Below are 20,075 nucleotides of genomic sequence, written 5' to 3' on the forward strand. Positions count from 1 at the left end.
CACGGTTCAGGCCTTCCGGAAGAAGGCGTGGATGCGTTCGGCGAGGGGTTGGTTGATGCCGTCGACCTTGACCAGGTCGGCCAATGAGGCGCGGCTGACGCCCTTGGCCGAGCCGAAGGCGTGCAGCAGGGCCTTCTTGCGGCCGGGGCCGACGCCTTCGATCTCGTCCAGCGGGTTCTTCTTGATGTCCATCGAGCGACGCTTGGCGTGGGCGCCGTTGGCGAAGCGGTGGGCCTCGTCACGCAGCCGCTGCAGGTAGTAGAGGGCCGGCGACTTCAGCGGCAGCATGAAGGGCGCCTTGCCGGGCATGAAGAACTTCTCCAGGCCGGCGTCGCGATCGGGCCCCTTGGCCACGCCGACGACGGTGATGTCGTCCAGCCCGCCCAGATCGGCCATGACCGCCAGCACCTCGGCCAACTGTCCCGCGCCGCCGTCGATCAGCAGCAGGTCGGGGCGCACGACGTCTTCGCCCTCTTCCTCGTCCTTGACCAGGCGTGAGAAGCGACGACGCATCACCTCGCGCATCATGCCGTAGTCGTCGCCGGGCGTCAGATCCTCGCCCCGGATGTTGAACTTGCGATACTGCGACTTCTGGAAACCTTCGGGGCCGGCGACGACCATGCCGCCCACCGCGTTCGTCCCTTGGATATGGGCGTTGTCGTAGATCTCGATCCGCTCGGGCCGGCTCTCCAGCCCGAAGGCCTCGCAGACCTCGTCCAGGATCTTGCCCTGCGCCGAGCTTTCGGCCAGGCGGCGGCCCAGGGCCTCGCGCGCATTGGTCAGGGCGTGGTCGACCAGCGCCAGCTTCTCGCCGCGCATCGGGCGGACGATCTCGACCTTGCGGTCGGCCTTCATCGAGAAGGCCTCTTCCAGCAGTTCCAGTTCGTGCGGGCGGACGTTGGACAGGATCAGGCGCGGGATCGGCTTGTCCTCGTAGAACTGGCCCAGGAAGGCGGCCAGGATCTCGGGATCGGTGTCGGTCTTGTCCACGCGCGGGAAATAGGCGCGACCGCCCCAGTTCTGGCCGGCGCGATAGAAGAAGACCTGGACGCAGGCCTGTCCGCCGTCGGAATGCAGGGCGAAGACGTCGCCTTCGGCCACGCTGTCGGCGCTGACGGAATTCTCCATCGATATGGCCGACAGCGCGCGGATGCGGTCGCGCACGCGGGCGGCCTGTTCGAAGTCCATCTCGTCCGACGCCGCCTGCATCTCCTTGGACAGGCGGCCGATGACGGCGCGGGACTTGCCGCGCAGGAACTGTTCGGCCTCGGTGACCAGTTCGCCGTAGTCCTCAAGGCTGATCAGGCCGGTGCACGGGGCCGAGCAGCGCTTGATCTGGTGCAGCATGCACGGGCGGGTGCGGGTCTCATAGACGCTGTCGGAACAGGACCGCAGCAGGAAGGCCTTCTGCAGGGTGTTCAGCGTGCGGTTCACCGCCCAGGTCGAGGCGAAGGGGCCGAAATAGTCGCCGGGCGTGGTGTGGGCGCCGCGATGCTTTCTGACCTGGGGCGCGCGGTGGTCGCGGCGGATCATCAGTTCGGCGAAGGACTTGTCGTCGCGCAGCACCACGTTGAAGCGGGGCTTCAGCTTCTTGATGAAGTTGGATTCCAGCAGCAGGGCTTCGGTCTCGGTGGCGGTGACCACCAGCTCCATCGACCGGGTCTGCGACACCATCAGGCCGATGCGTTGCGTGTGGAAACGCCCCTGCGCATACTGGATGATGCGCTTCTTCAGCGACTTGGCCTTGCCGACATACAGGCACGACCCGTCCTCGCCATACATGCGATAGACGCCCGGCTTGTCCGGCGCCCGGCGCGCCTCGTCGGCGATCAGGGCCGCGGCTTTCAGTTGGGAATCAGGCGTCTCCTCGGTCATCGCGCCCGATATAGGGTCAAGAGCGCCGGACCAGAAGGACGCCGGCCAGAACAAGCCCTACCCCGGCGATGCGGCCGATGTTCAGCGGCTGGCGCGGCACGCCCAGCGCCCCGAAATGATCCAGCGCCAGGCTGAGCAGCAGCTGGCCGCCGACCATCAGGGTGATGGTCATGGCCACCCCCAGGCGCGGCACGCCCCAGGCGGCGGCGACCACGAAACAGGCGCCGTAGGCCCCGCCCACCCAGGCGTACCAGGGCAGCGCCCGGGTCGCCGCCATGTCCGGCCGGATGTGCAGGATGGCCGCCAGTATCCCCAGCACCGTCGTCCCGACCGCAAAGGAGATGAAGGCGGCGTTGACCGGCGAGGCCACGGCGGTCGCCAGCTTGGCGTTGGTCGGCGCCTGAAGCGCGGTGGCGCCGCCGGCCAGAATGACGACGAGGATGGCGAGGAGCGACGGGTTCATGGCCCCTGGCTAGCATGGCGTTCGCCGATTGCTACCCCCGGATGAAGCGGGCGGCGCGTTCCCCTTCCGGGTCGCCGGCGACGCCGAAGTCGCGCTTGATGGTCATGTGGCTGTCGTCCGGGGCGGCGACGACCTCTGCGCGGCCGCCGACCCGGATCAGAGCCTCAGCCAGGCCGCGACTCTGGGTCGTTGAATCCTGCCGCCGGGCGACGTGGAAGATGAGGAAGGGCGGGTAGGTCACGCCGGGGCGGATAAGCAGAGTAGGCGACAAGGCGGCGGCCTGATCGCCGAACGCCTGATCGTAGGTCCGGTCCAGCCACTGGTCGATCGGGCCGGTCCCGCGTGGCACCGTTGCGTCATAGCCGGCCCCGTCCAGCAGGATCACCCCCGCAAGATCAGAGGGCCTCAGCCCGACTGCGCTGAGATAGTCGGGGTCGATTCCGACCAACGCGGCCAGATGGGCCCCGGCCGAATGGCCCAGCAGATAGACCGGCCGTCCGGGCAGACGACGCTTCAGATCGGCGACAGCGGCGGCGACATCCAGGGCCGACTCGCGGGCGCTGACGGCGGGCGCCAGCCGATAGCTGGTCGAGGCCAGAGCAAAGCCGTGCCGCTGAGCATAGGCAGGCAGGGCTGCGACATTGGTTCTTTCGCCCCGTGACCAGCCGCCGCCGTGGACGAACATCAGGATCGGTCCAGCCCCTCTGTGCGCATAGAGGTCATAGGCCTGAAGCGGGTCGAGACCATAGGTGAAGGTATGGTCGGGCGCGACAACCGGGCCGGAGGGCGCCATGCGACGCTGTCGACGATCGCTGCGGGTTTGGGCGAGGGCGTGGGAGGGGAGGGTGGCGCTGACGGCCAGGCCGATAAGGGCCAGGCGACGCGAGAGAGGCATGGTGCGATCCTTCCGAACAGGCTTGACCGTTCTGAAACGGAGCGAGGGGCGATTTCCGTCTCACCAGTCCGGATCGACCGGGACGCCGTCGAAGATTTCGCCGAGACGCGCGCGACAGCCCCGGTTCACGTCGTCGGGCAGGGCGGAGGGCGAGAACCAGCCGACCTCGGCGATCTCGCCGTGGCTGGTGCGCTCGCCCATATCGAAGGCGTCGATGCGGAAGACGGCGACGTGATCGCCAGGAAAGAAGCGCTCGTTGGAATGGATCGAGATCAGGCGCGGCGCCCCGCGCGCGATCAGCCCGGCCTCTTCGCGCAGTTCGCGCACCACGACGACGTGCGTCGTCTCGCCCCGATCCACCCCGCCGCCCGGCAACCACCAGCCCTTGAGATAAGTGTGCCGCACCATCAGCACCCGCCCCCGCGCATCCACCGCCACCGCCCGCACGCCCAACGTCTTGCCCCGCGTCAGACGCGACCAGGGGAGAACAGTGGACGAGTGAAGGGTTCGACGTGGATGCGCTAGGTCATCGGTGGGCCAACACTATGGAAATTCGCCGTGTTTCAGCACTAGCGTATCCATTTGGGGCCGCAAACGACCTCAAAAAATCGATTTGTTATAACATTGCAATCTGAAGTGTGACTTATGCGTGGCAATATTGGCACGGCGTGACGCTGTTTTATGACGGTCGTGTAATAATCGTGGCGAATGCGGCGCGTCTGCTTAGGCTCCCTTTCACCACACCCGCCCTGGGTGTGCGCCGGGGGCCATCGGCATGGGGATGTCGATCGGTCGTCGGGCTCTTTTCAAGGAGGGGTTCGTTTTGAACAGTCGCAGTATCCGTCAACGCCTTTTGGCCAGCACCGTCGTAGGCGGCGCCTTGCTGGCCGCGATTCCCGTCATGTCGCTGGTCGCCCTGCCGAGCGTGGCGCACGCGCAGTCTCAGACGGGCGCGCTTCGCATTTCCATCCAGGCGGGTGGTCAGCCCGTGGCTGGCGCAACGGTGACCGTTAATTCTTCCGTCAGTCTGGTGACGCGTAGCGGCGTGACAGACTCTGCCGGTTTCGTGCGCCTTTCGGGCCTGGATCCTGCAATCAACTACTCTGTCAATGTCGTCGCGCCTGGCTATGATGCCTTCACTGCGAACAACGTCGCCGTTGTCAGCGGTCAAGAGCGTTCTCTCGGCTACGCCCTTACGGGGGGCGACGTCTCGACCCTGGGCGATATCGTCGTAACCGGCACGTCGCTGGCCTCCGTGGACGTCACCTCTGCGACGGTCGGAACGACGTTGACCTTGGGCGTGGTCGAGTCGCTGCCGACGGGGCGCAGCTATCAAAGCTATCTGCAACTGGTTCCCGGCGTGAAGCCCTCAAGCGGCGGCAACCCGTCCTCGCGCTCCGGCATCAACTATTCGGACATCGGCGGTGCGACCGGCACTTCGACCGATAACGTCTACTATCTGGACGGTGTCGACGTGACCGACCCGTCGACCGGGACGTTCGGAACCAACTTCAACTCGGAAATCATTCAGGAACAACAGGTCATCGTCAGCGGCGTGCCCGCCGAATATGCTGGTGGGTCCGGTCTGATCTCGCGCGTCGTCACCAAGTCCGGCGGCAACGAATTCCACGGTTCGTTAAACTACTACTTCCAGAACGATGGATTGGTCGCCAAGGACGAGCATACCACTTCGGGCGGTTTCTCTACCTATGACACCGCCGCGACCCTGGGCGGGCCGATCATCCGCGATCGTCTGTGGTTCTATGGTTCGTACCAGAAGAAACACCGTGAAGATGAGGTTCTGGACGTCAACAGCGGCAATGTTCTGCGCACCGTCACCAATGACGGCGAATACACCTTCGGCAAGCTGACATGGCAGATCACTGACGATGATCGTCTAACGGCTAGCTATTTCGAAGATCCGACCAGCATCAGCGGATCCAACTCTTCGGCGACCTTGAATAATCGCGATGTAGCGCAGGAGCAGGGGGCAAGAACTATAAGGTCGAATACGGCCGGACCTGGGGCGATCTGCAACTCGGCGCCTATTGGTTCCGTCACGAAGGCGAAGTCACGACGAGCGCTGCGGACCAGTCGGTGCGTGATACCGTCACCTTCCGGAACTCGGCCGGATCGACCCTAGCTCAGCGTCAACTGGGTGGCGCAGGTTCGAATCTGGAAACGCATCGCAACCGCGACGAGTTCGGTCTGAACTTCGAATATTATCTCGACACCGCCTTCGGCAGCCACACCTTGAAGGGCGGCTATATCAACACCGAGAACGTGTATGAGGAAAACGGGACTGTTCCGGGCGGCGTAACCTATCAGTCGCTGGCCCCGATCTATTCGGGCACCACCTACCTCGATTACACGACAGCCAGCGGCGCGAACGCATGGACTGGTCGTGCGATCGTGCAGGCCGACAATGCGCGGGTTCTGGCCGCCATTCAGGGCAACGCCACGGCGCGTGCGGCGGTCGACACCAACCTGGACGGCACCGTCTCCCAGGCCGAATTGAACGCCTATCGCTTCACCAACACGGCCGGCGCGCCCTACGGCAACGTCAATGTCTATCGCGCCCTGCGCACCATCAGCGCGCCATACTCCGTGAAAAGCGAAGGCCAGAGCCTGTATCTGCAGGACACCTGGACCCTCAACCAATTGACCGTCAATGCTGGCGTTCGAGCCGAAAAGTGGGAGCAGTTCGCCTCCGACGGCTCCAAGACGGCGACCTTCGATTGGGAATATGCGCCGCGTCTGAGCGTCGTCTATGACGTGCTCGGAGACGGTCGTTCGAAGGTGTTCGGTTTCGCGGGCCGCTATTACGATCCCATCCGTAACAACATGTCGGACTTCGCAGGCGCCCTGACCGGTCCGGTCGATTAAGAGCAGATCAACATCAACGGCACCTGGGTCACCTTCCGCACCCGCGGCGGCGCGACCACGCCGGACGCCCTGTTCTCGCCAGCGACCAAGACGCCTTATACCGATGAGTTCATGCTGGGCGCATCGACCACCTTGGGCTCCAGCGTCGGCCTGACCGCGACGGTCACGCGTCGTGAGACGCGCGACATTCTGGAAGACTTCGATCTGACGCTGTATTCCGACCCGACGCTGACGGCCGCCACGGCGCCCTTCGGTTACGCCTATCCGGGTTCGTTCTACTATCTGCCGTATTCGTACTTCGGCTACGCGTCCAAGCCGAACTCGAACTACGTCATCGGCACGCTGCCGGGCGGAGAGCGCAACTACACCGGCTTCGAAGTCACGGTCACCAAGTTCAAGACCGACAACTGGCAAGGGCAGGCGTCCTATACGTACAACAAGGCCGAAGGGAACTCGAACTCCGACTCCAACGCCGACTTCCAAGGCGACTGGATCGCACTCGACCCCCGCGCGCCCAACATGTACGGACCGCAACCCGGCAACATCGAACACCAGTTCAAGGCGTATGCCTCGTACGACTTTAACTTCGGTCTTCAGGTGTCGGGCGTCTTCAACTGGAACAGCGGCGCGCTCTATACGCCGGCGCAGTTGATCAGCGGCCGCTATCTGCCGCTGATGGACAACGGCTCGACGTCGGGCGGTGTGCAGGACACCTTCGTGCTGCCGAACAACGTCGGTTCGGCGACGGGTCCGTCGTATTACACCTTCGACATGCGCTTCCGTTATCAGCGGCCGCTGCCGATCGGAAACGCCGAACTGTTCCTGGACATCTTCAACATCCTGGACAACCAGGCCGCCACCGCCGAGCAGAAGCTGGTCGCGGGCAGCGGTCAGTACGCCTTCGGCGAAGCCAATGCGTGGGTTCAACCGCGTCGTGCCTATCTGGGTGTTCGCTACACCTTCTGATGAAAATCAGGCTGGGCGTCGCGGCTTGCCGTCTGCGCCCGGCTTGTCTTCAAACCTCAACTGCGGCGGCCGGAAAACTTCCGGCCGCCGTTTCTTTTGCGTTGCGCGGGGCGACGAAGATCGGGTCCGCCCGTCGTTCGGCTTGAACCCCACTCCGTCCCGCTCTAAGCCAAGACGGACAACAGGAGCATTCCATGCTGGCTCTCGGCATCATCTTCGGCTTCATCGCCGTTCTGGCGGCGTTCAACGTGTTCGAGTTCGGTCGGGTTGACTGAGGCGGCTGCTCGCTCCGAACGGGGCGTCGTCCTGGTCACGGGCGGGGCGCGGCGGATCGGGCGGGCCATCTGTCTGAAGCTGGCCCAGGCCGGCTTTGACGTGGCGATCCATCATCATGCGTCGGGCGACGACGCCCGCAGCCTGGCCGACGAGATCGCGGGCCTGGGGCGGCGCGCCTGCCTGTTGCAGGCGGACCTGACGGACGAGGCCAGGGTGCGGGCGCTGATCCCCGCGGCGGTCGAGGCGCTGGGGCCGGTCAGCGTGCTGGTCAACAACGCCTCGGTGTTCGAGGACGACCGGATCGGCGACCTGACGCGCGACAGCTGGGACCTGCATCTCGACACCAATCTGAGGGCGCCGATCGTGCTGTCTGAGGCGTTCGCCGCCCAGGCGGTCGAGGGGGCCATCGTCAACCTGCTGGACCAGAAGGTGCTGAAGCCGGACCCGCGCTTCTTCTCCTACAGCCTGTCACGCAACGGCCTGTGGTGGGCGACCCAGACCCTGGCCCAGGCGCTGGCGCCGGGCATCCGGGTCAACGGGGTGGGGCCGGGGCCGACCCTGCCGTCCATCCATCAGACACCCGAAGAGTTCGCCGCCGAGGCGCGCGCCACCCTGCTGGAAACGCCCGGCAGCCCCGAGGCGGTGGCCGAGGCGGTGCTGTGGCTGATTGACGCCCGGATGGTCACGGGCCAGATGATCGCCGTCGACGGGGGCCAGCATCTGGCCTGGCGCACCCCCGACATCCAGGAGTAGCGCGTGGTTTCCTCTCCTCTGGCGACGCCGGCTCCGGCGGACGATCCCCTGCGTTTCGAGCGGTTGAGCGTGTTCGTGCGTGGGCTGGAGGTGGAGGCCGGGATCGGGGTCTATGACCACGAGCAGGGGCGGCTGCAGCGGCTGGTGATCGATGTGACGCTGGAGCTGGAGCCGCGCCCCATCGAACGGCTGGGCGACACCATCAACTATGAAACCGTCGCGGACGCCGCGCGCGCCATCGCCGCCGAGGGGCATGTGGGGCTGGTGGAGACCTTCGCCGAACGGCTGGCGCGGGCGTGCCTGGAGGACAACCGCGTGCAGCGGGCCACGGTGCGGATCGAAAAGCCGGGCGCCCTGGCGGCGGTCGCGGCGCCGGGCTGCGAGATCGTGCTGGGACGGTAAGGGCGGTTGCTTCGCGCCGCGCCGACCGCCATTGTCGTCGCCAGATTCCAGCCGGGCGTCCGGCGTGACAGAAGCGTTGTTCATGGCCGAACCCGGCGATCCGAAAGACCCAGCAGCGCCCCGCGATCACGACCATGATCATGACGCCGAGGTCGGCTTCGTCTCGCCCGCGTCGCTGGCGGGCCGTGCGCGCGAGCGGCAACCGGAGCCGTTTCCCACAGACGAGCGTGAACCGGACCTCTTCGACCCACCCGAGCCCGGGCCCTTCGACCGGTCGGGCCCGACGACCCGGCCGACGGCGCCGTTTCCGCCCCGGTCCGAGCCGAAGCCTGTCGAGGCCAAGCCGGCGCCGGCCGTACGCGCGGTGCGCCAGCGTCTGACGGCCGAGGCTGCGCCGCGTCGTGAAGGACCGGTCGTGCCGATGCGGCTGTATGCGGTCTATGTGCTGATCCTGCTGGCCGTGCCGACGCTGGGCGTGTCGTGCCTGGTCGCCCTGCTGGCGGTCATGCGGCGCGACGGGGCGACCGATCCGCTGGAGCACAGCCACGCCGTCTATCAGCAGCGCACCATTCTGGGCGCCGTCGGGGCGGCGGTCGTCGGGGCCCTTCTGATCGTGGTCAATATCGGCGTGCTGGTGCTGTTCGCCCTGGCGATCTGGGTCTTGGCGCGCGGCGCGTTCGGGGTGCTGAAACTGAAGAGCGGACAGGCCGTTCCTCACCCCCGCAGCCTGTTGTTCTGAAGGACCGACGATGACGAACGAACCCAACTTCAGCGCCGGGCAACCGTCCGAGGGCAAGGTCGGGGCGCTGATCGCCTGGGCCTTGTTCATCCTGTCGATCCCCAGCGCCAATGTGCTGGTTCTGATCGGGCTGGTGGTGTCCTATGTCACGCGCGGGACGGCGACGGGCGTGGCGCGCCAGCATATCGAGGCGCAGATCCGGCTGTTCTGGTCGGTCTTCTGGTGGACCATCGCGGCCTGGGTCGGGATTTTCGTCAGCGCCCTGGCGTCGCTCGTCCTGATCGGCATTCCGTTCCTGCTGCTGTTCCTGCTGGTCTGGTTCCTGCTGAGCGTCTGGTTCACGATCAAGAGTGTGATCGGCCTGCTGAATCTGCTGAACGACAAGCCGATCTGAATGCCGAGCTGAAACGCACGGAACGTCCCGACGGCCTTGGCGGTTGATCCGTCAAAGGAGAATCCGATGGGACAGTTCAAGGACGTCGAAGGCGACAACCGGTTCGAACAGGCGTTCGACGACGACAAAGGTGCGGGCCTGGTCTGGGCCGACTATGCCGTGAAGGGCGATGCCCGCATCATCCTGCATGTCGAGGCCGAGCCGTCGCTGCGCGGATCAGGCGCTGCGGGGCGGTTCATGCAGTCCCTGGCCGATCATGCGCGCCAGACGGGGCTTAAGCTGTTTCCCCGGTGCAGCTACGCCGTCGCCTGGCACAAGCGGCATCCGGATTACGACGATGTGCTGGCCTGAGAAAGCACCGCCGCCCCGCGATCGCAGGACGGCGGTTTCGGTTCATCCGCCGGCGTAACCGCCGATGATCGGCAGGATCTCGCCGGTGATGAAGCTGGACATCTGGGGCGAGGCCAGGAAGACGTAGGCGGGCGCGATCTCTTCGGGTTGGGCCGGGCGTTTCATCACCGTGTCGGCGCCGAACTTCGAGGTCGCCTCGCCGTCCTTGTCGGCGGGGTTGAGCGGGGTCCAGACTGGGCCCGGCGCGACGACGTTCACGCGGATGCCGCGCGGCGCCAGATGCGTGCCCAGCGAACGGGCGTAGGCGTGGATGCCGCCCTTGGTCAGCGAATAGTCCAGCAGATCCTTGTTGCCCATCAGACCGGTGACCGAGCCGGTCATGACGATGGCGCCGCCGGCCTTCATGTGCGGAACCGCCGCCTTGGTCATGTTGAAATAGCCGTAGAGATTGGTCTTCAGCGTGCGGTCGAAATGCTCGTAGGTCAGGTCCTCGAAGGCGGGGACGTGTTCCTGGAAGGCGGCGTTGGGGACCAGGACGTCCAGCCGGCCGAAGGCGTCCAGCGTGGCCTTGACCGCCATCTCGGCGAAGGCGGGATCGGAGACGTCGCCCTTCAGCACCACGGCGCGGCGCCCCTCGGCCTCGACAGCGGCCTTGGTGGTTTCGGCGTCGGCGTCCTCGTCCAGATGGCAGATGACGACATTGCAGCCTTCGCGCGCAAAAAGGACGGCGACCGAGCGGCCGATGCCGGAATCGGCGCCGGTGATCAGGGCGGCGAACCCGTCCAGCTTGCCCGACCCCTTCCAGAAGGGGGCGTCATACAGGGGCGCGGGATCCAGCGCCGCCTCGTCGCCCGGCTTGGTCTGGTGTTGTTTTGGGAAGGGCGGTTCGGGGTAGGGGCGGGCTCCGGCCTGCATCGCGCCGGACGGTTTGTCGTCGCCGGAGGCGTTATCCCTAGCGTCGATGTCGCGCTGGATGGCGCGTTCCTGATCGGCAATGTCTTCGGCGCGCGCGTGGCTCCGGTCGTCCATGGGTGTCGTCTCCTGAAGAGGGGGTCTTCAGGAAAGCGGACGGGGACGCGGGTCGTTCCGACGGCCCAGCTTCGGTTTCTAGCCGACGCGGTGGACGATGGTTTTGATCGTTTCGGCCTTGGTCGGCAGATCGGCGGCGAGGCGCGAGGCGATCTCGCGCGCGCCGACCGGATAAGCGTCGCCCCCGTCCGCGATGGCCTTGGCCTTGGCGGCGGCCTCCAGCAACAGCTTTTCCAGACCTTCGATCTCTTCCAGCGCCAGGGCGTGGGCTTCGAGCTGAAGGCGTTTGACGCGGTCGGCGGTGGTTTCAGGCGCTTTCATCAGGTCGTAGATCTCGGCCTCGGCCGCGACGAGCCGCAGGTCAGGCTTGGCGTCGGAACCGGTGGATTTGGCCATGGAATCACGTCTCCCCGCAAAGGTCAGGGGGATAGAGTGCGGCCGATTGGCGTTTTCGTCGAGCGCCGCCGTAGCGGTTGTGGCGACACTGTGGCCGCCACGCATCGGTCGATTACCGTTCGGGCGCGCGGGCCGGGACCATCGCAGGCGCAGCGACGGGGGCCAGGACGCCGCCGGCGACCGCACGCAGCGGCGAGCGCGGCGTGTGCAGGACGGCCGGAGAGACGCTGACGCCGTCCTGAACCGGGGTGACCAGATAGCCCTTGGCGGCCAGCTTGTCGCCCGAGCGGACGCGCGAGGTCCAGACGGTGATCGGGGCGGCCAGCAGCAGCGGCAGCACGATCGGGGCGAACCAGGTGGCCAGGTCGGGACGAACGGCCAGCGGGATCAGGAAACCCACGCCGGCGATCATCTGCCAGCGCATGGCGCGGAAAGCGTCCGACCAGGCCAGGCCGTCGGCCTCGCGCTGCTGGGTCGACCAGCCGGTGTCGTGGCCCGAGACGATCTGGATGAAGGCCTTGGTGTTGGCGACCATCAGGATGGGGGCCAGGATGGCCGACAGGGCGATCTCGGCCGCCATGCCCTTGGCGATGGCGCGACGGCCGCCGAAGGCGCGCAGCTCGGCCGGACGGCTGAGGACCAGGGCGGCGCCCATGAACTTGGGCCCGATCAGCAGCACGCCGGACAGGAAGGAGGCCAGCATGAAGGGCGTGAACTGGGGGTTCAGGATGTAGAAGAAGCTGGTCCAATCGACCGGGTAGAACATCTGGATGAACAGGCCGACCATCAGCGACGCCAGCCACAGGGGCGACGAGAGATAGGCCATGCAGCCCATCAGCAGCTGAAGACGGCTCATCGGCGACAGGCCCTTGGCCGTGATCAGGCCAAGGTGCTGCAGGTTGCCCTGGAACCAGCGGTGGTCGCGGCGGATGAAGTCGGTGATCGACGGCGGGGTTTCTTCCCACGATCCGTCCAGCGAGGCGGTGACGTGGACGGCCCAGCCGGCGCGGCGCATCAGGGCGGCCTCGACGACGTCGTGGCTCATGATGTGACCGCCGAAGGGCTTCCTGCCCTTCAGGTGCGGCAGGCCGCAGCAGGCGGCGAAGGCGCGCGTGCGAATGATGGCGTTGTGGCCCCAGTAGCTGGATTCCGAACCGGTCCAGTAGGCCAGGCCGGCCGCGGCGACGCGGCCGTACAGGCGCACCGAATACTGTGAAACGCGCGCGAAGATGGTGCGGGCCTTGATGATGACCGGGGCGGTCTGGATCAGGCCGACGCCGGGGTTGCGCTCCATGGCGTCGACCATGCGCAGCAGGGTCTCGCCGGCCATGGTGCTGTCGGCGTCCAGGACGATCATGTTCTCATAGGCGCCGCCGAAACGACGGACCCATTCGGCCAGGTTGCCGGCCTTGCGCTCGGCGTTGTCGGTGCGCCGACGATAGAAGGCCTTGGAGTTGGCGGCCATGCGGAACGCCTGGAAGACCGAACGCTCGGCGGCGGCGGCGTCTTCCTTGGTCGAATCGCTGAGCACGAAGATGTCGAAGGCCGACGAGGCGCCCAGGCGCGCCAGGCAGGAATCGATCTGGGACAGGCGCGCGAAGGACGAGCGGGCGTCCTCGTTGTACAGCGGCATCAGCAGGGCCGTGCGGGTGCGCGGCATCGGCGGATGCGGCGAGAAGGCGAGGTCCGCCTGATCCTTGCCGCGCAGCATGACGAACAGCCCCATCAGGCCGCTGACGAACCAGCAGGAGATGGCGGTGATCAGGACCATGAACAGGCTGAAGGCCAGGATCTCGGTGCCGTCCCAACCCTTGCGGGCATAGAGGTAGAAGGGGGTGATGGCCGACAGGCCGGTCAGGACGATGGTGCCGGCCAGCAGGGCCAGGCGGCGCGTCGCGACCGTGCGCGGCGAGGTCGCGGGCGTCACGTCGGCGACGGCGTCGGGCGCGGACAGGGACTGAACCGGCATGGCAAGCGGCGCCTCGTCGGGCAGCCACGACCAGCTGGGCGTTTGCGCGCCGTGGATCGTCGTCTCGATTTCAGCCTGTTCGACAGGCCGGATCGCCAGCTTGTTCATGCCGCTCTGGACGCCCCCGAGTGAACCGGATGTCGTCCCGAGGGCTGGGGACGACGCGGAGTGCTGCACTGCAACACGACCTGCATAATCGATCACATTCGCGCGATTTTCAATCACGCAATGTTGATGAAACCAAAAAATGTGGGGGTGAAGTCAGGCCGGAACGTCGAACGAGGCGGTAGCCGGGCGGCCGTGCGGCGACTCCGTGGCGACCGAAAGCAGTTTACGGTCCAGGACCCAGGCTGCAACCCCCACCCAGCAGACCAGGACGATGGCGTAGAGCCGCTCCCACCAGCCGACGTTGGCGTCATTGACCGTGCCGGGGAAGACGAGGTGCTTGGTCAGGACCGTCAGAATCGCCATGACGACGAAGGTGACGACGAGGAAGAGCTTCAGGCGCGGCACGTCCCGGCGTTTGGCCAAGCCCCATAGCAGCAGCATCGGCGCCAGCTGGATGCCCAGGGCCAGATTGATGATCATGTGGCGTGGATCGGGCCAGGGCCAAAGGGTCGAGGCCGACATGCCGCCGCCGGCCAGGATGAAGACGATGGCGATGACCCAGGCCGCGACCCGCGCGCCGGTCAGGGCGTAGATGGCCAGACCGAAGCCGATCCCCGCCAGACCGGCCATGACGCCGGCGACGAAGACCCCGCCGTTGAAGATGATCGGCGCCTTGGCCGTCGCCCCGCCCAGTTCGCTCAGATACTGGGTGGCATTGTTGAAGCCGGGGTAGGCCAGGATGGCCACGGCGACCACCGTCAGGGCCAGAAGCGGGGCTGCGACGCCCACGCCCAGCAGGCGACGACGGCGGTGATAGCGTACCTGAGGCTTCAGCAGGGCCTGAAGGTCCAGCGGCCAGGGCCGGCCGTCCAGCGGCTTCAGCCCCCACAGCGGGCGAATCGCCGGGATGCGCCGCACGACCTCATAGATCGCCAAACTGCCGACGAAGGTGACGGCGATCAGGGACAGCAGTTCGACCGGCGCCGGCAGATTCGCCGGGCGAATGATCCAGACGGCCGCCACCAGCACCGTCTGGTGCGCCAGATAGAGAGGGAAGGTCGCCTGGGTCAGATAGTTGAGCGCAGGGCCGCCCCGGTCGCGCAGATGGCGATAGCCGAAGCCCAGGATGGCGACGATCACCGCCCATTGGTCGATGCCGTAAACGGCGGCCTTGGGCACGCCCCAGAAGGCCCGCGCGCCGGGATGCCAGACCTGCACCATCATGATCGGCAGGGCGACGGCCGCCAGGGCCAGGGCGATCCAGCGATAGCGCTCCATCGTGCGCCACAGGCTCTCACGCCCCACGATGCTGAAGCCGAACAGGAAGGCGACCAGCGACAGGGCGTGATTGTACCAGTCGTTGTGCAGGGTGTTGGTCAGGCCGAACCAGGGAAACAGCAGCCACCGGATGGCGAACAGATAGAGGATCGGCACAATCAACAGGCGTGGGCCTGTCAGCGCCTTTTCCAACCCGTTCCCCAGTCGGTCGATCAGGCCGGGCTGGCGCCACAGAACCACGGCGATCAGGCTGTAGACCGCGATATAGACGATGAACCACAGATGGTTGACCGGCACGCCGTCGGCGAGACCGCTCCAGCCGAACTCATGGCCCAGCCAGGCGACGAAGCCGGCGACGCCGCCGGGCCAGCCGCCCTTGTCCATTGACTCGATCCACGACTGGATCGGCACCAGAACCAAGGCGCCGAAGATCAGGGGCGGGACCAGCCGCTCGAACCGGGCGCGGGCGACCTCGCGCGGGGTGCGGCGGAACGTCATGAACCGCAGGGCGGCGCCGGACACCAGAAACAGCAGGGTCAGCCGCCAGGGATTGGTGACCAGGATCGCCTCGCGCATCCACTCGAAGGTGTGGGCGCTGTGGATGTGCCAGTCATAGACCCCGTAAACCAGGCCCACATGATACAGGATCAGCAGGCCGAAGGCGCCGACCCGGATCCAGTCGAGATCATAACGGCGCTGGGTCGGGGAAGCGGACGGGTTCACGGCCGCGTCTATGATCCGCGTCTGCGCATCAGGCAAGACGCCGGATGGACGCGGGGCGGATCAGGCCGCAGCGAGGGGACGAACCCGGATGTCGTGTTCGTGGGCGCGGGCCTTGGACAGGTCATGCCTGGCCTGCATTCGCATCAGGGTGTCGGCGCTGACGCCGAACAGCTTTTCGAACCGGATGGCCATTTCGGCCGACACGCCCGACTTGCCGTTTAACAGATTGCTGGCGGCCTGACGCGTCACGCCCAGCGCCTCGGCCAGGGCGGTGACGCTGAGATCCTTTGGGGTGACAAGCTCGTCGCGCAGCCAAGAGCCGGGATGAACTGCGAACGCGGAATGTAGTCGAATGGCCATCAGTGATAATCCTCCAAATCCATGTCCTCGACGCCAAGGGTTTCGTTGATGCGGAACGTCAGGCGCCAGTTCCGGGTGAGCGTCAAAGACCAGGTTCCGGCCCGATCTCCCGTCAGTTTGTGGGCGCCGAAATTGGGCGGGACCAGCAGCTCGTCTTCCGTCGCGATCGCATGGATATAGGTCAAAATATTGGTGAGGCGGCCGATCAGCGCGCCGGGCAGGCCCTTGGCCTTTCCGGTTTCCGCGAACTGCCGCAGCGCCTTGTGTCTGATGCTGTCGATCTGCACGAGCCAACATCGTCATCAATGTGACGCCTGTCAAGTGACAGTTGACAGGCTTAGGCGGAGGCGGTCAACCCCAACGCCTTCAGCGTCGCTGTGATCGAGGCGTCCTGTTCGGCGCGGTACAGGGCCATCTCGTCCTGGACCGGGCGGCCCAGCGCCTGTTCGAAATCGGCCTTGGCGGGATCGACGGCATAGGCGGTTTCGCGGGCCTCTGACCCCAGGTTGGACTGGAAGATGCCGGCGGCGCTGACAGGCAGGAAGTCTTCGTAGGTGATGGGCTCGGCGACGACGTGGCCCGAGGAGATCAGGGCTTCCAGGTCGGCGGTCTCGGCGCGGCCGGCCAAGCCCTCAGGCGTCGGGCGATAACGGAACCAGGCGAGGTCTGCGCGGCGCAGGGTGTCCCAGTCGTCGGGCAGGGCGGAGAAGTCCTTCTTCGCCAGGGCCGCGTCATACAGGGCGCGACCAGCGGGGGTCAGGGCGCAGCCGCGCTGTTCGATCTCGCCGAAGCGGGCGGTGTGGGCGCCGGCCGTGGGGCCGTCGGCGCCGGGGAAGGTGATCGCCTCCTGCAACGCCTTGAAGCTGGTCTGGCGCAGCAGGATCGGACAGGCGCGGGCGGGCGGACCCTCGATGGTTTCCTTCGGGCTGATGCCGCGCGCGGGCATGGCGGCCTGGGCCGCGTCGATATCCAGTGTGCGCGGCGTCAGATGGTTGATGTGCGGACCCTTGAAACTGACCACATCGGCGATCAGTCGGTGGGCGGCGACCAGCCGTTCGTAGGTCTCGGCGCTGACGGTCGCCTGGGCGTGCCAGCGGAAGGTCTCCAGCAGTTCGGACACGAAACGATCGGCCTGAGCCTCGTCCAGACCGCCGGCGGTCTCCGCCGTCTCGATCAGCTCACGCGCGCCGGGGGTGAAGATGTCGCGACGGGCCAAGGTCTCGGCCGCCTCTGCACGCAAGGCTTCGTCCTCGATCAACTCCAGCCGCAGCAGCGAGGTGAAGACCCGGAACGGATTGCGCGCGAGCGCGGCCGGATCGACGGGGCGGAAGGCGGTCGAATGCACCGGCACTCCGGCGGGAGCGAGGTTGTAATAGCTGACCGGCTCCATCCCCATGACCGCAAAGGCGCGCGCGATCGTGGCCAGTTCATCGGCCGTGCCGACGCGGATGGCGCCGTGGCGCTCCTCCGACAGACGCGCCAGTTCGCCGGACGCCGCCAGCCGGTCGGCTCCGCCGGCATCCGCCTTCAACGCCTGCGCATTGATGTCCGCCACCAGCGACAGCAGGTCGCCGTATTGCGGCACCTCGGCCCGGTACATGGCGGACAGGGCGGCCGAAAACCGGCTGCGAATCTCGTCAGGATGGACGAAGGCGGACATGAGCGCTCCCATTTTTCGCCGATCCATAGGCCGACTGGCCGCCGGTTGAAACCCGGCGGCCGTCGCAAGGGTCAGGCGTCGACGCCGACCCCGATCGGGCAGACCACGCCGGTCCCGCCGATGCCGCAGTATCCGGCCGGGTTCTTGGCCAGATAGCCCTGGTGATAACCCTCGGCGTAGAAATAGTCGCCGGCCGGCTCGATCTCGGTGGTGATCGTCCCGCGCCCGGCCTGGGTCAGGGCGGCCTGATAGGCGTCGCGCGAGGCTTCGGCCTCGGCCTGCTGCTCGGCGTTCAGCGTGTAGATGGCCGAGCGATAGGTGGTGCCGATGTCGTTGCCCTGGCGCATGCCCTGGGTCGGGTCGTGGTTCTCCCAGAAGGTCTTCAGCAGTTCGGCGTAGGTGATGACGCTCGGGTCGAACACGACCTTGACAACCTCCGTATGACCCGTGCGGCCGGTGCAGGTCTCTTCATAGGTCGGGTTGGGCGTGATGCCGCCGGAATAGCCGGCCGAGGTCACCCAGACGCCCGGCAACTGCCAGAAGATGCGCTCCACGCCCCAGAAACACCCCATGCCGAAGATGGCGGTCTGGAAACCGTCGGGATAGGGCCCCTTCAGCGGATGGCCGCTGACATAGTGGTTCACATCGGTGTCCAGCGGCTCGGCGCGGCCGGGCAGGGCGGTCTCGGGCGTGGGCATTTCGGCGGTCTTCTTGAACAGCATTTGCGGCTCTCTCATCGGAAAATGGCGTTGAAGTCCATATGGGGATGCGACAGGCGCTTGCCGAGGGGGCGAGTGTGTTCTATCAGGCCCGCCTCCCGCCGGATCGACCTCCGGCGGCGCGCAAGACGCAGCGTGAAACGGACAGGTGGCGGAGTGGTCGATCGCGCACGCTTGGAAAGCGTGTGTAGGTGAAAGCCTACCGAGGGTTCGAATCCCTCTCTGTCCGCCACACTCTGCCGTCAGCGCTCTGATTTGCATTGATTATTTTTCAGTGCGTCCGGACAGTCCCTACTCTAGTCCCTACTTTGTGCGGCGATGGAACGGGATATGGCGGGACATTTGCCGCTATGTTCGGGCGTTCCAGATCGACACAGCGCAGGGCGCGGCATTTTCCTTGCGACCGTGTTACGCGTGAAGCCCACGACGAAGCCGCCTGACAGCAAAAACTCCGCCTGGGGAGGGGCGGGGTTTTGGAGGATTTCGTTGGCGTCCTAGCTATTCAGGACCGACCTGCTTTCCCCAAGCATCAACGCAGTCATCAACGCTTATCGAAAACGCCACCGGCGCGGCTATCGTCGGCGTGGTGTAGCTATAGCGAAAGCCTATCCCCATTCGCAGCATCTTGACCATATCGGGATTTCCGCACACCTGGCCGACAACCCTTGGTCGGAAAGACTCGATGTGGGAGGCCTCAAGGTTTTCCGACAGCGTGTAGTGATACACCCATGTTCGGCCCTCCGCCGTCATGTCAGTCATGGTTGTGATAGGGTCGAGTTTCTGCGGAACCATACCCCCCTTTGACTGCTCTACGACCGCGCGAAGTTCGCTCGCGAGCGGATCGATGGCAGAGGGTGATTCAACGCTAGGCGACCGGCGCTCATCATGGATGGCGAAGTTAATTCCGCCCACAATCATAGAGACGACAAACGAAACTCCGGCGGCAGCGGCCAAGACGCCAACGCTTTCCCCAACCTTTCTGGCCGCATTCGCGCCGCGAGAGGCGGTTTTACCAAGGTGGGGATATTGGGTTGCATAGTGCGACCGTTTCAGGAAGTAAATCGCGCCGCCCAGCGCGCCAACCACGCCGAGAACCGCAAAGAGCACCTCGGGACCGTCGCCGCTGGCCTGACGAAGCGCTGCGGTCACAAGCCCGTCTCCCGCCGCGCTTTCTAGGGTCCCACTCGCCCAAAAAAGAGCTGCCCCCGTTTGTAAGCAAAGCCCGACGAGCAGCACTTCTCGCCAATATGCCCAGTATCGGTAACGCCAAACGCCATATAGCGCTGGCAGGGTAAACAGTAGACCCATCACTTAGCCCTCCCCCGAGGTTCAGCCGACATTCGGCTGTGAAAGCTACGCCGCGCAGGAAACTATCGCCACCCTCTCCCGCGCGCGCACTGCCGCTGAAAGTCCCTGACACTTCGACTGGGTTTCTGCCGCCATCGCGTGCGTGCGCGAGCCTTCCCAATTTCGCGGCGTCTCGCGTGCGACTTCGGAGCCGGTGTCCGGCGTCACCCGCCCAGCGATTAGGCCCCCGCCTTCTATTCGCGCCCACTTTGGATCAAGCGCCGGGCGTAGCGACGACCGAACTTGACGGAGAGCCTTCATCGGCAAGCCGCCGGCGACAGCCCCATGCTAACAAATGCTAACATTCAATCCCAGGCCGGTGAGTTCAGCCTCCGCCGGGGCCGGTGGCCGCCCCTCTCGCCCCACGCCCAAACTGGGCTGGGTAAATCACAACGTCACGGCCCAAATTGGTGACACCACCGCAGAAAGCCTCTCTCCCCTCCCGTCGGCGCGGCGCACGGCAAAGGAACCTGATAAAACCAGAGC

The 20,075-nt window shown here is 65.9% G+C and carries 21 protein-coding genes and 1 tRNA gene; 9 read left to right on the forward strand and 13 right to left on the reverse strand.

Going from position 1 to position 20,075, the window contains the following annotated elements; all coding sequences use genetic code 11:
• Positions 1-6: 6 nt before the first annotated feature.
• From uvrC to HF680_RS14745, 4 genes are read right to left on the reverse strand one after another with little or no spacing between them, the layout of a single operon-like run.
• Positions 7-1,875 (reverse strand): excinuclease ABC subunit UvrC, encoded by a 1,869-nt coding sequence (gene uvrC, locus HF680_RS14730; protein ID WP_185225576.1) that lies wholly within the window; start codon positions 1,873-1,875, stop codon positions 7-9.
• 16 nt (positions 1,876-1,891) lie between these two features.
• Positions 1,892-2,338: a DMT family transporter gene (locus HF680_RS14735; protein ID WP_185225577.1), complete on the reverse strand. Its 447-nt coding sequence runs from the start codon at positions 2,336-2,338 to the stop codon at positions 1,892-1,894.
• Between the two features lie 31 nt (positions 2,339-2,369).
• Positions 2,370-3,233 (reverse strand): alpha/beta hydrolase, encoded by an 864-nt coding sequence (locus HF680_RS14740; RefSeq protein WP_185225578.1) that lies wholly within the window; start codon positions 3,231-3,233, stop codon positions 2,370-2,372.
• Positions 3,234-3,293: 60 nt separating this feature from the next.
• Positions 3,294-3,680 (reverse strand): NUDIX domain-containing protein, encoded by a 387-nt coding sequence (locus HF680_RS14745; RefSeq protein ID WP_317134084.1) that lies wholly within the window; start codon positions 3,678-3,680, stop codon positions 3,294-3,296.
• Between the two features lie 328 nt (positions 3,681-4,008).
• Between HF680_RS14745 and HF680_RS15815 the strand changes: the two genes are divergently transcribed.
• The 8 genes from HF680_RS15815 (at position 4,009) to HF680_RS14775 (ending at position 10,000) form a co-directional block, all read left to right on the forward strand.
• Positions 4,009-5,376, forward strand: coding sequence for a TonB-dependent receptor (locus tag HF680_RS15815; RefSeq protein ID WP_197071105.1), 1,368 nt, complete (start codon positions 4,009-4,011; stop codon positions 5,374-5,376).
• Entirely contained in the window at positions 5,331-6,119 is a 789-nt protein-coding gene (locus HF680_RS15820) for a TonB-dependent receptor (protein WP_205196309.1), read from the forward strand. Before HF680_RS15815 ends, HF680_RS15820 begins: the two co-directional genes overlap by 46 nt.
• Before the next feature lie 111 nt (positions 6,120-6,230).
• On the forward strand, positions 6,231-7,085 hold the full coding sequence (locus HF680_RS15825) for a porin family protein (RefSeq protein ID WP_205196310.1): 855 nt from the start codon (positions 6,231-6,233) through the stop codon (positions 7,083-7,085).
• A 267-nt stretch (positions 7,086-7,352) separates the two neighbouring features.
• Complete coding sequence (locus HF680_RS14755) at positions 7,353-8,114, forward strand: SDR family oxidoreductase (protein ID WP_185225579.1); 762 nt, start codon at positions 7,353-7,355, stop codon at positions 8,112-8,114.
• Between the two features lie 3 nt (positions 8,115-8,117).
• Entirely contained in the window at positions 8,118-8,516 is a 399-nt protein-coding gene (folB, locus tag HF680_RS14760) for a dihydroneopterin aldolase (RefSeq protein WP_185225580.1), read from the forward strand.
• A gap of 82 nt (positions 8,517-8,598) precedes the next feature.
• Positions 8,599-9,255 carry a hypothetical protein gene (locus tag HF680_RS14765; protein ID WP_205196311.1) on the forward strand — a complete coding sequence of 219 codons (657 nt, stop codon included), beginning with the start codon at positions 8,599-8,601 and terminating at the stop codon, positions 9,253-9,255.
• Between the two features lie 10 nt (positions 9,256-9,265).
• Positions 9,266-9,649, forward strand: a complete 384-nt coding sequence (locus tag HF680_RS14770; protein WP_185225581.1) for a hypothetical protein — start codon at positions 9,266-9,268, stop codon at positions 9,647-9,649.
• 66 nt (positions 9,650-9,715) lie between these two features.
• A complete protein-coding gene (locus tag HF680_RS14775; RefSeq protein WP_052689639.1) occupies positions 9,716-10,000 on the forward strand; it encodes a GNAT family N-acetyltransferase in 285 nt (94 codons plus the stop codon).
• Between the two features lie 42 nt (positions 10,001-10,042).
• Here the strand turns inward: HF680_RS14775 and HF680_RS14780 are convergent, their stop codons facing one another.
• The 8 genes from HF680_RS14780 to msrA all read right to left on the reverse strand — a co-directional run bounded on the left by HF680_RS14780 (position 10,043) and on the right by msrA (position 18,245).
• Entirely contained in the window at positions 10,043-11,029 is a 987-nt protein-coding gene (locus HF680_RS14780; protein WP_185225582.1) for an SDR family oxidoreductase, read from the reverse strand.
• Positions 11,030-11,107: 78 nt separating this feature from the next.
• Entirely contained in the window at positions 11,108-11,425 is a 318-nt protein-coding gene (locus HF680_RS14785) for a hypothetical protein (RefSeq protein WP_039248149.1), read from the reverse strand.
• Positions 11,426-11,537: 112 nt separating this feature from the next.
• The gene (gene mdoH / locus HF680_RS14790; protein WP_185225583.1) at positions 11,538-13,502 is read right to left on the reverse strand and encodes a glucans biosynthesis glucosyltransferase MdoH; all 1,965 of its coding nucleotides are present in this window, start codon (positions 13,500-13,502) and stop codon (positions 11,538-11,540) included.
• 153 nt (positions 13,503-13,655) lie between these two features.
• Complete coding sequence (locus HF680_RS14795) at positions 13,656-15,503, reverse strand: acyltransferase family protein (RefSeq protein ID WP_317134085.1); 1,848 nt, start codon at positions 15,501-15,503, stop codon at positions 13,656-13,658.
• Positions 15,504-15,563: 60 nt separating this feature from the next.
• On the reverse strand, positions 15,564-15,863 hold the full coding sequence (locus tag HF680_RS14800; protein WP_045811940.1) for a HigA family addiction module antitoxin: 300 nt from the start codon (positions 15,861-15,863) through the stop codon (positions 15,564-15,566).
• Positions 15,863-16,150, reverse strand: a complete 288-nt coding sequence (locus HF680_RS14805) for a type II toxin-antitoxin system RelE/ParE family toxin (protein ID WP_045811939.1) — start codon at positions 16,148-16,150, stop codon at positions 15,863-15,865. The genes HF680_RS14800 and HF680_RS14805 overlap by 1 nt, the downstream gene beginning before the upstream one ends.
• Positions 16,151-16,200: 50 nt before the next feature.
• The gene (hglS, locus tag HF680_RS14810) at positions 16,201-17,523 is read right to left on the reverse strand and encodes a 2-oxoadipate dioxygenase/decarboxylase HglS (RefSeq protein ID WP_082064537.1); all 1,323 of its coding nucleotides are present in this window, start codon (positions 17,521-17,523) and stop codon (positions 16,201-16,203) included.
• A 71-nt stretch (positions 17,524-17,594) separates the two neighbouring features.
• A complete protein-coding gene (gene msrA / locus HF680_RS14815; RefSeq protein WP_039248158.1) occupies positions 17,595-18,245 on the reverse strand; it encodes a peptide-methionine (S)-S-oxide reductase MsrA in 651 nt (216 codons plus the stop codon).
• A gap of 139 nt (positions 18,246-18,384) precedes the next feature.
• On the opposite strand from msrA, the gene HF680_RS14820 reads away from it, so the two are divergent.
• Positions 18,385-18,474, forward strand: a tRNA-Ser gene (locus tag HF680_RS14820).
• A 266-nt stretch (positions 18,475-18,740) separates the two neighbouring features.
• On the opposite strand, the gene HF680_RS14825 is transcribed toward HF680_RS14820, so the two are convergent.
• Positions 18,741-19,391, reverse strand: a complete 651-nt coding sequence (locus tag HF680_RS14825) for a hypothetical protein (protein ID WP_185225585.1) — start codon at positions 19,389-19,391, stop codon at positions 18,741-18,743.
• Positions 19,392-20,075: the final 684 nt, after the last annotated feature.

It is taken from the genome of Brevundimonas huaxiensis, assembly GCF_014218725.1.
Lineage (GTDB): Bacteria > Pseudomonadota > Alphaproteobacteria > Caulobacterales > Caulobacteraceae > Brevundimonas > Brevundimonas huaxiensis.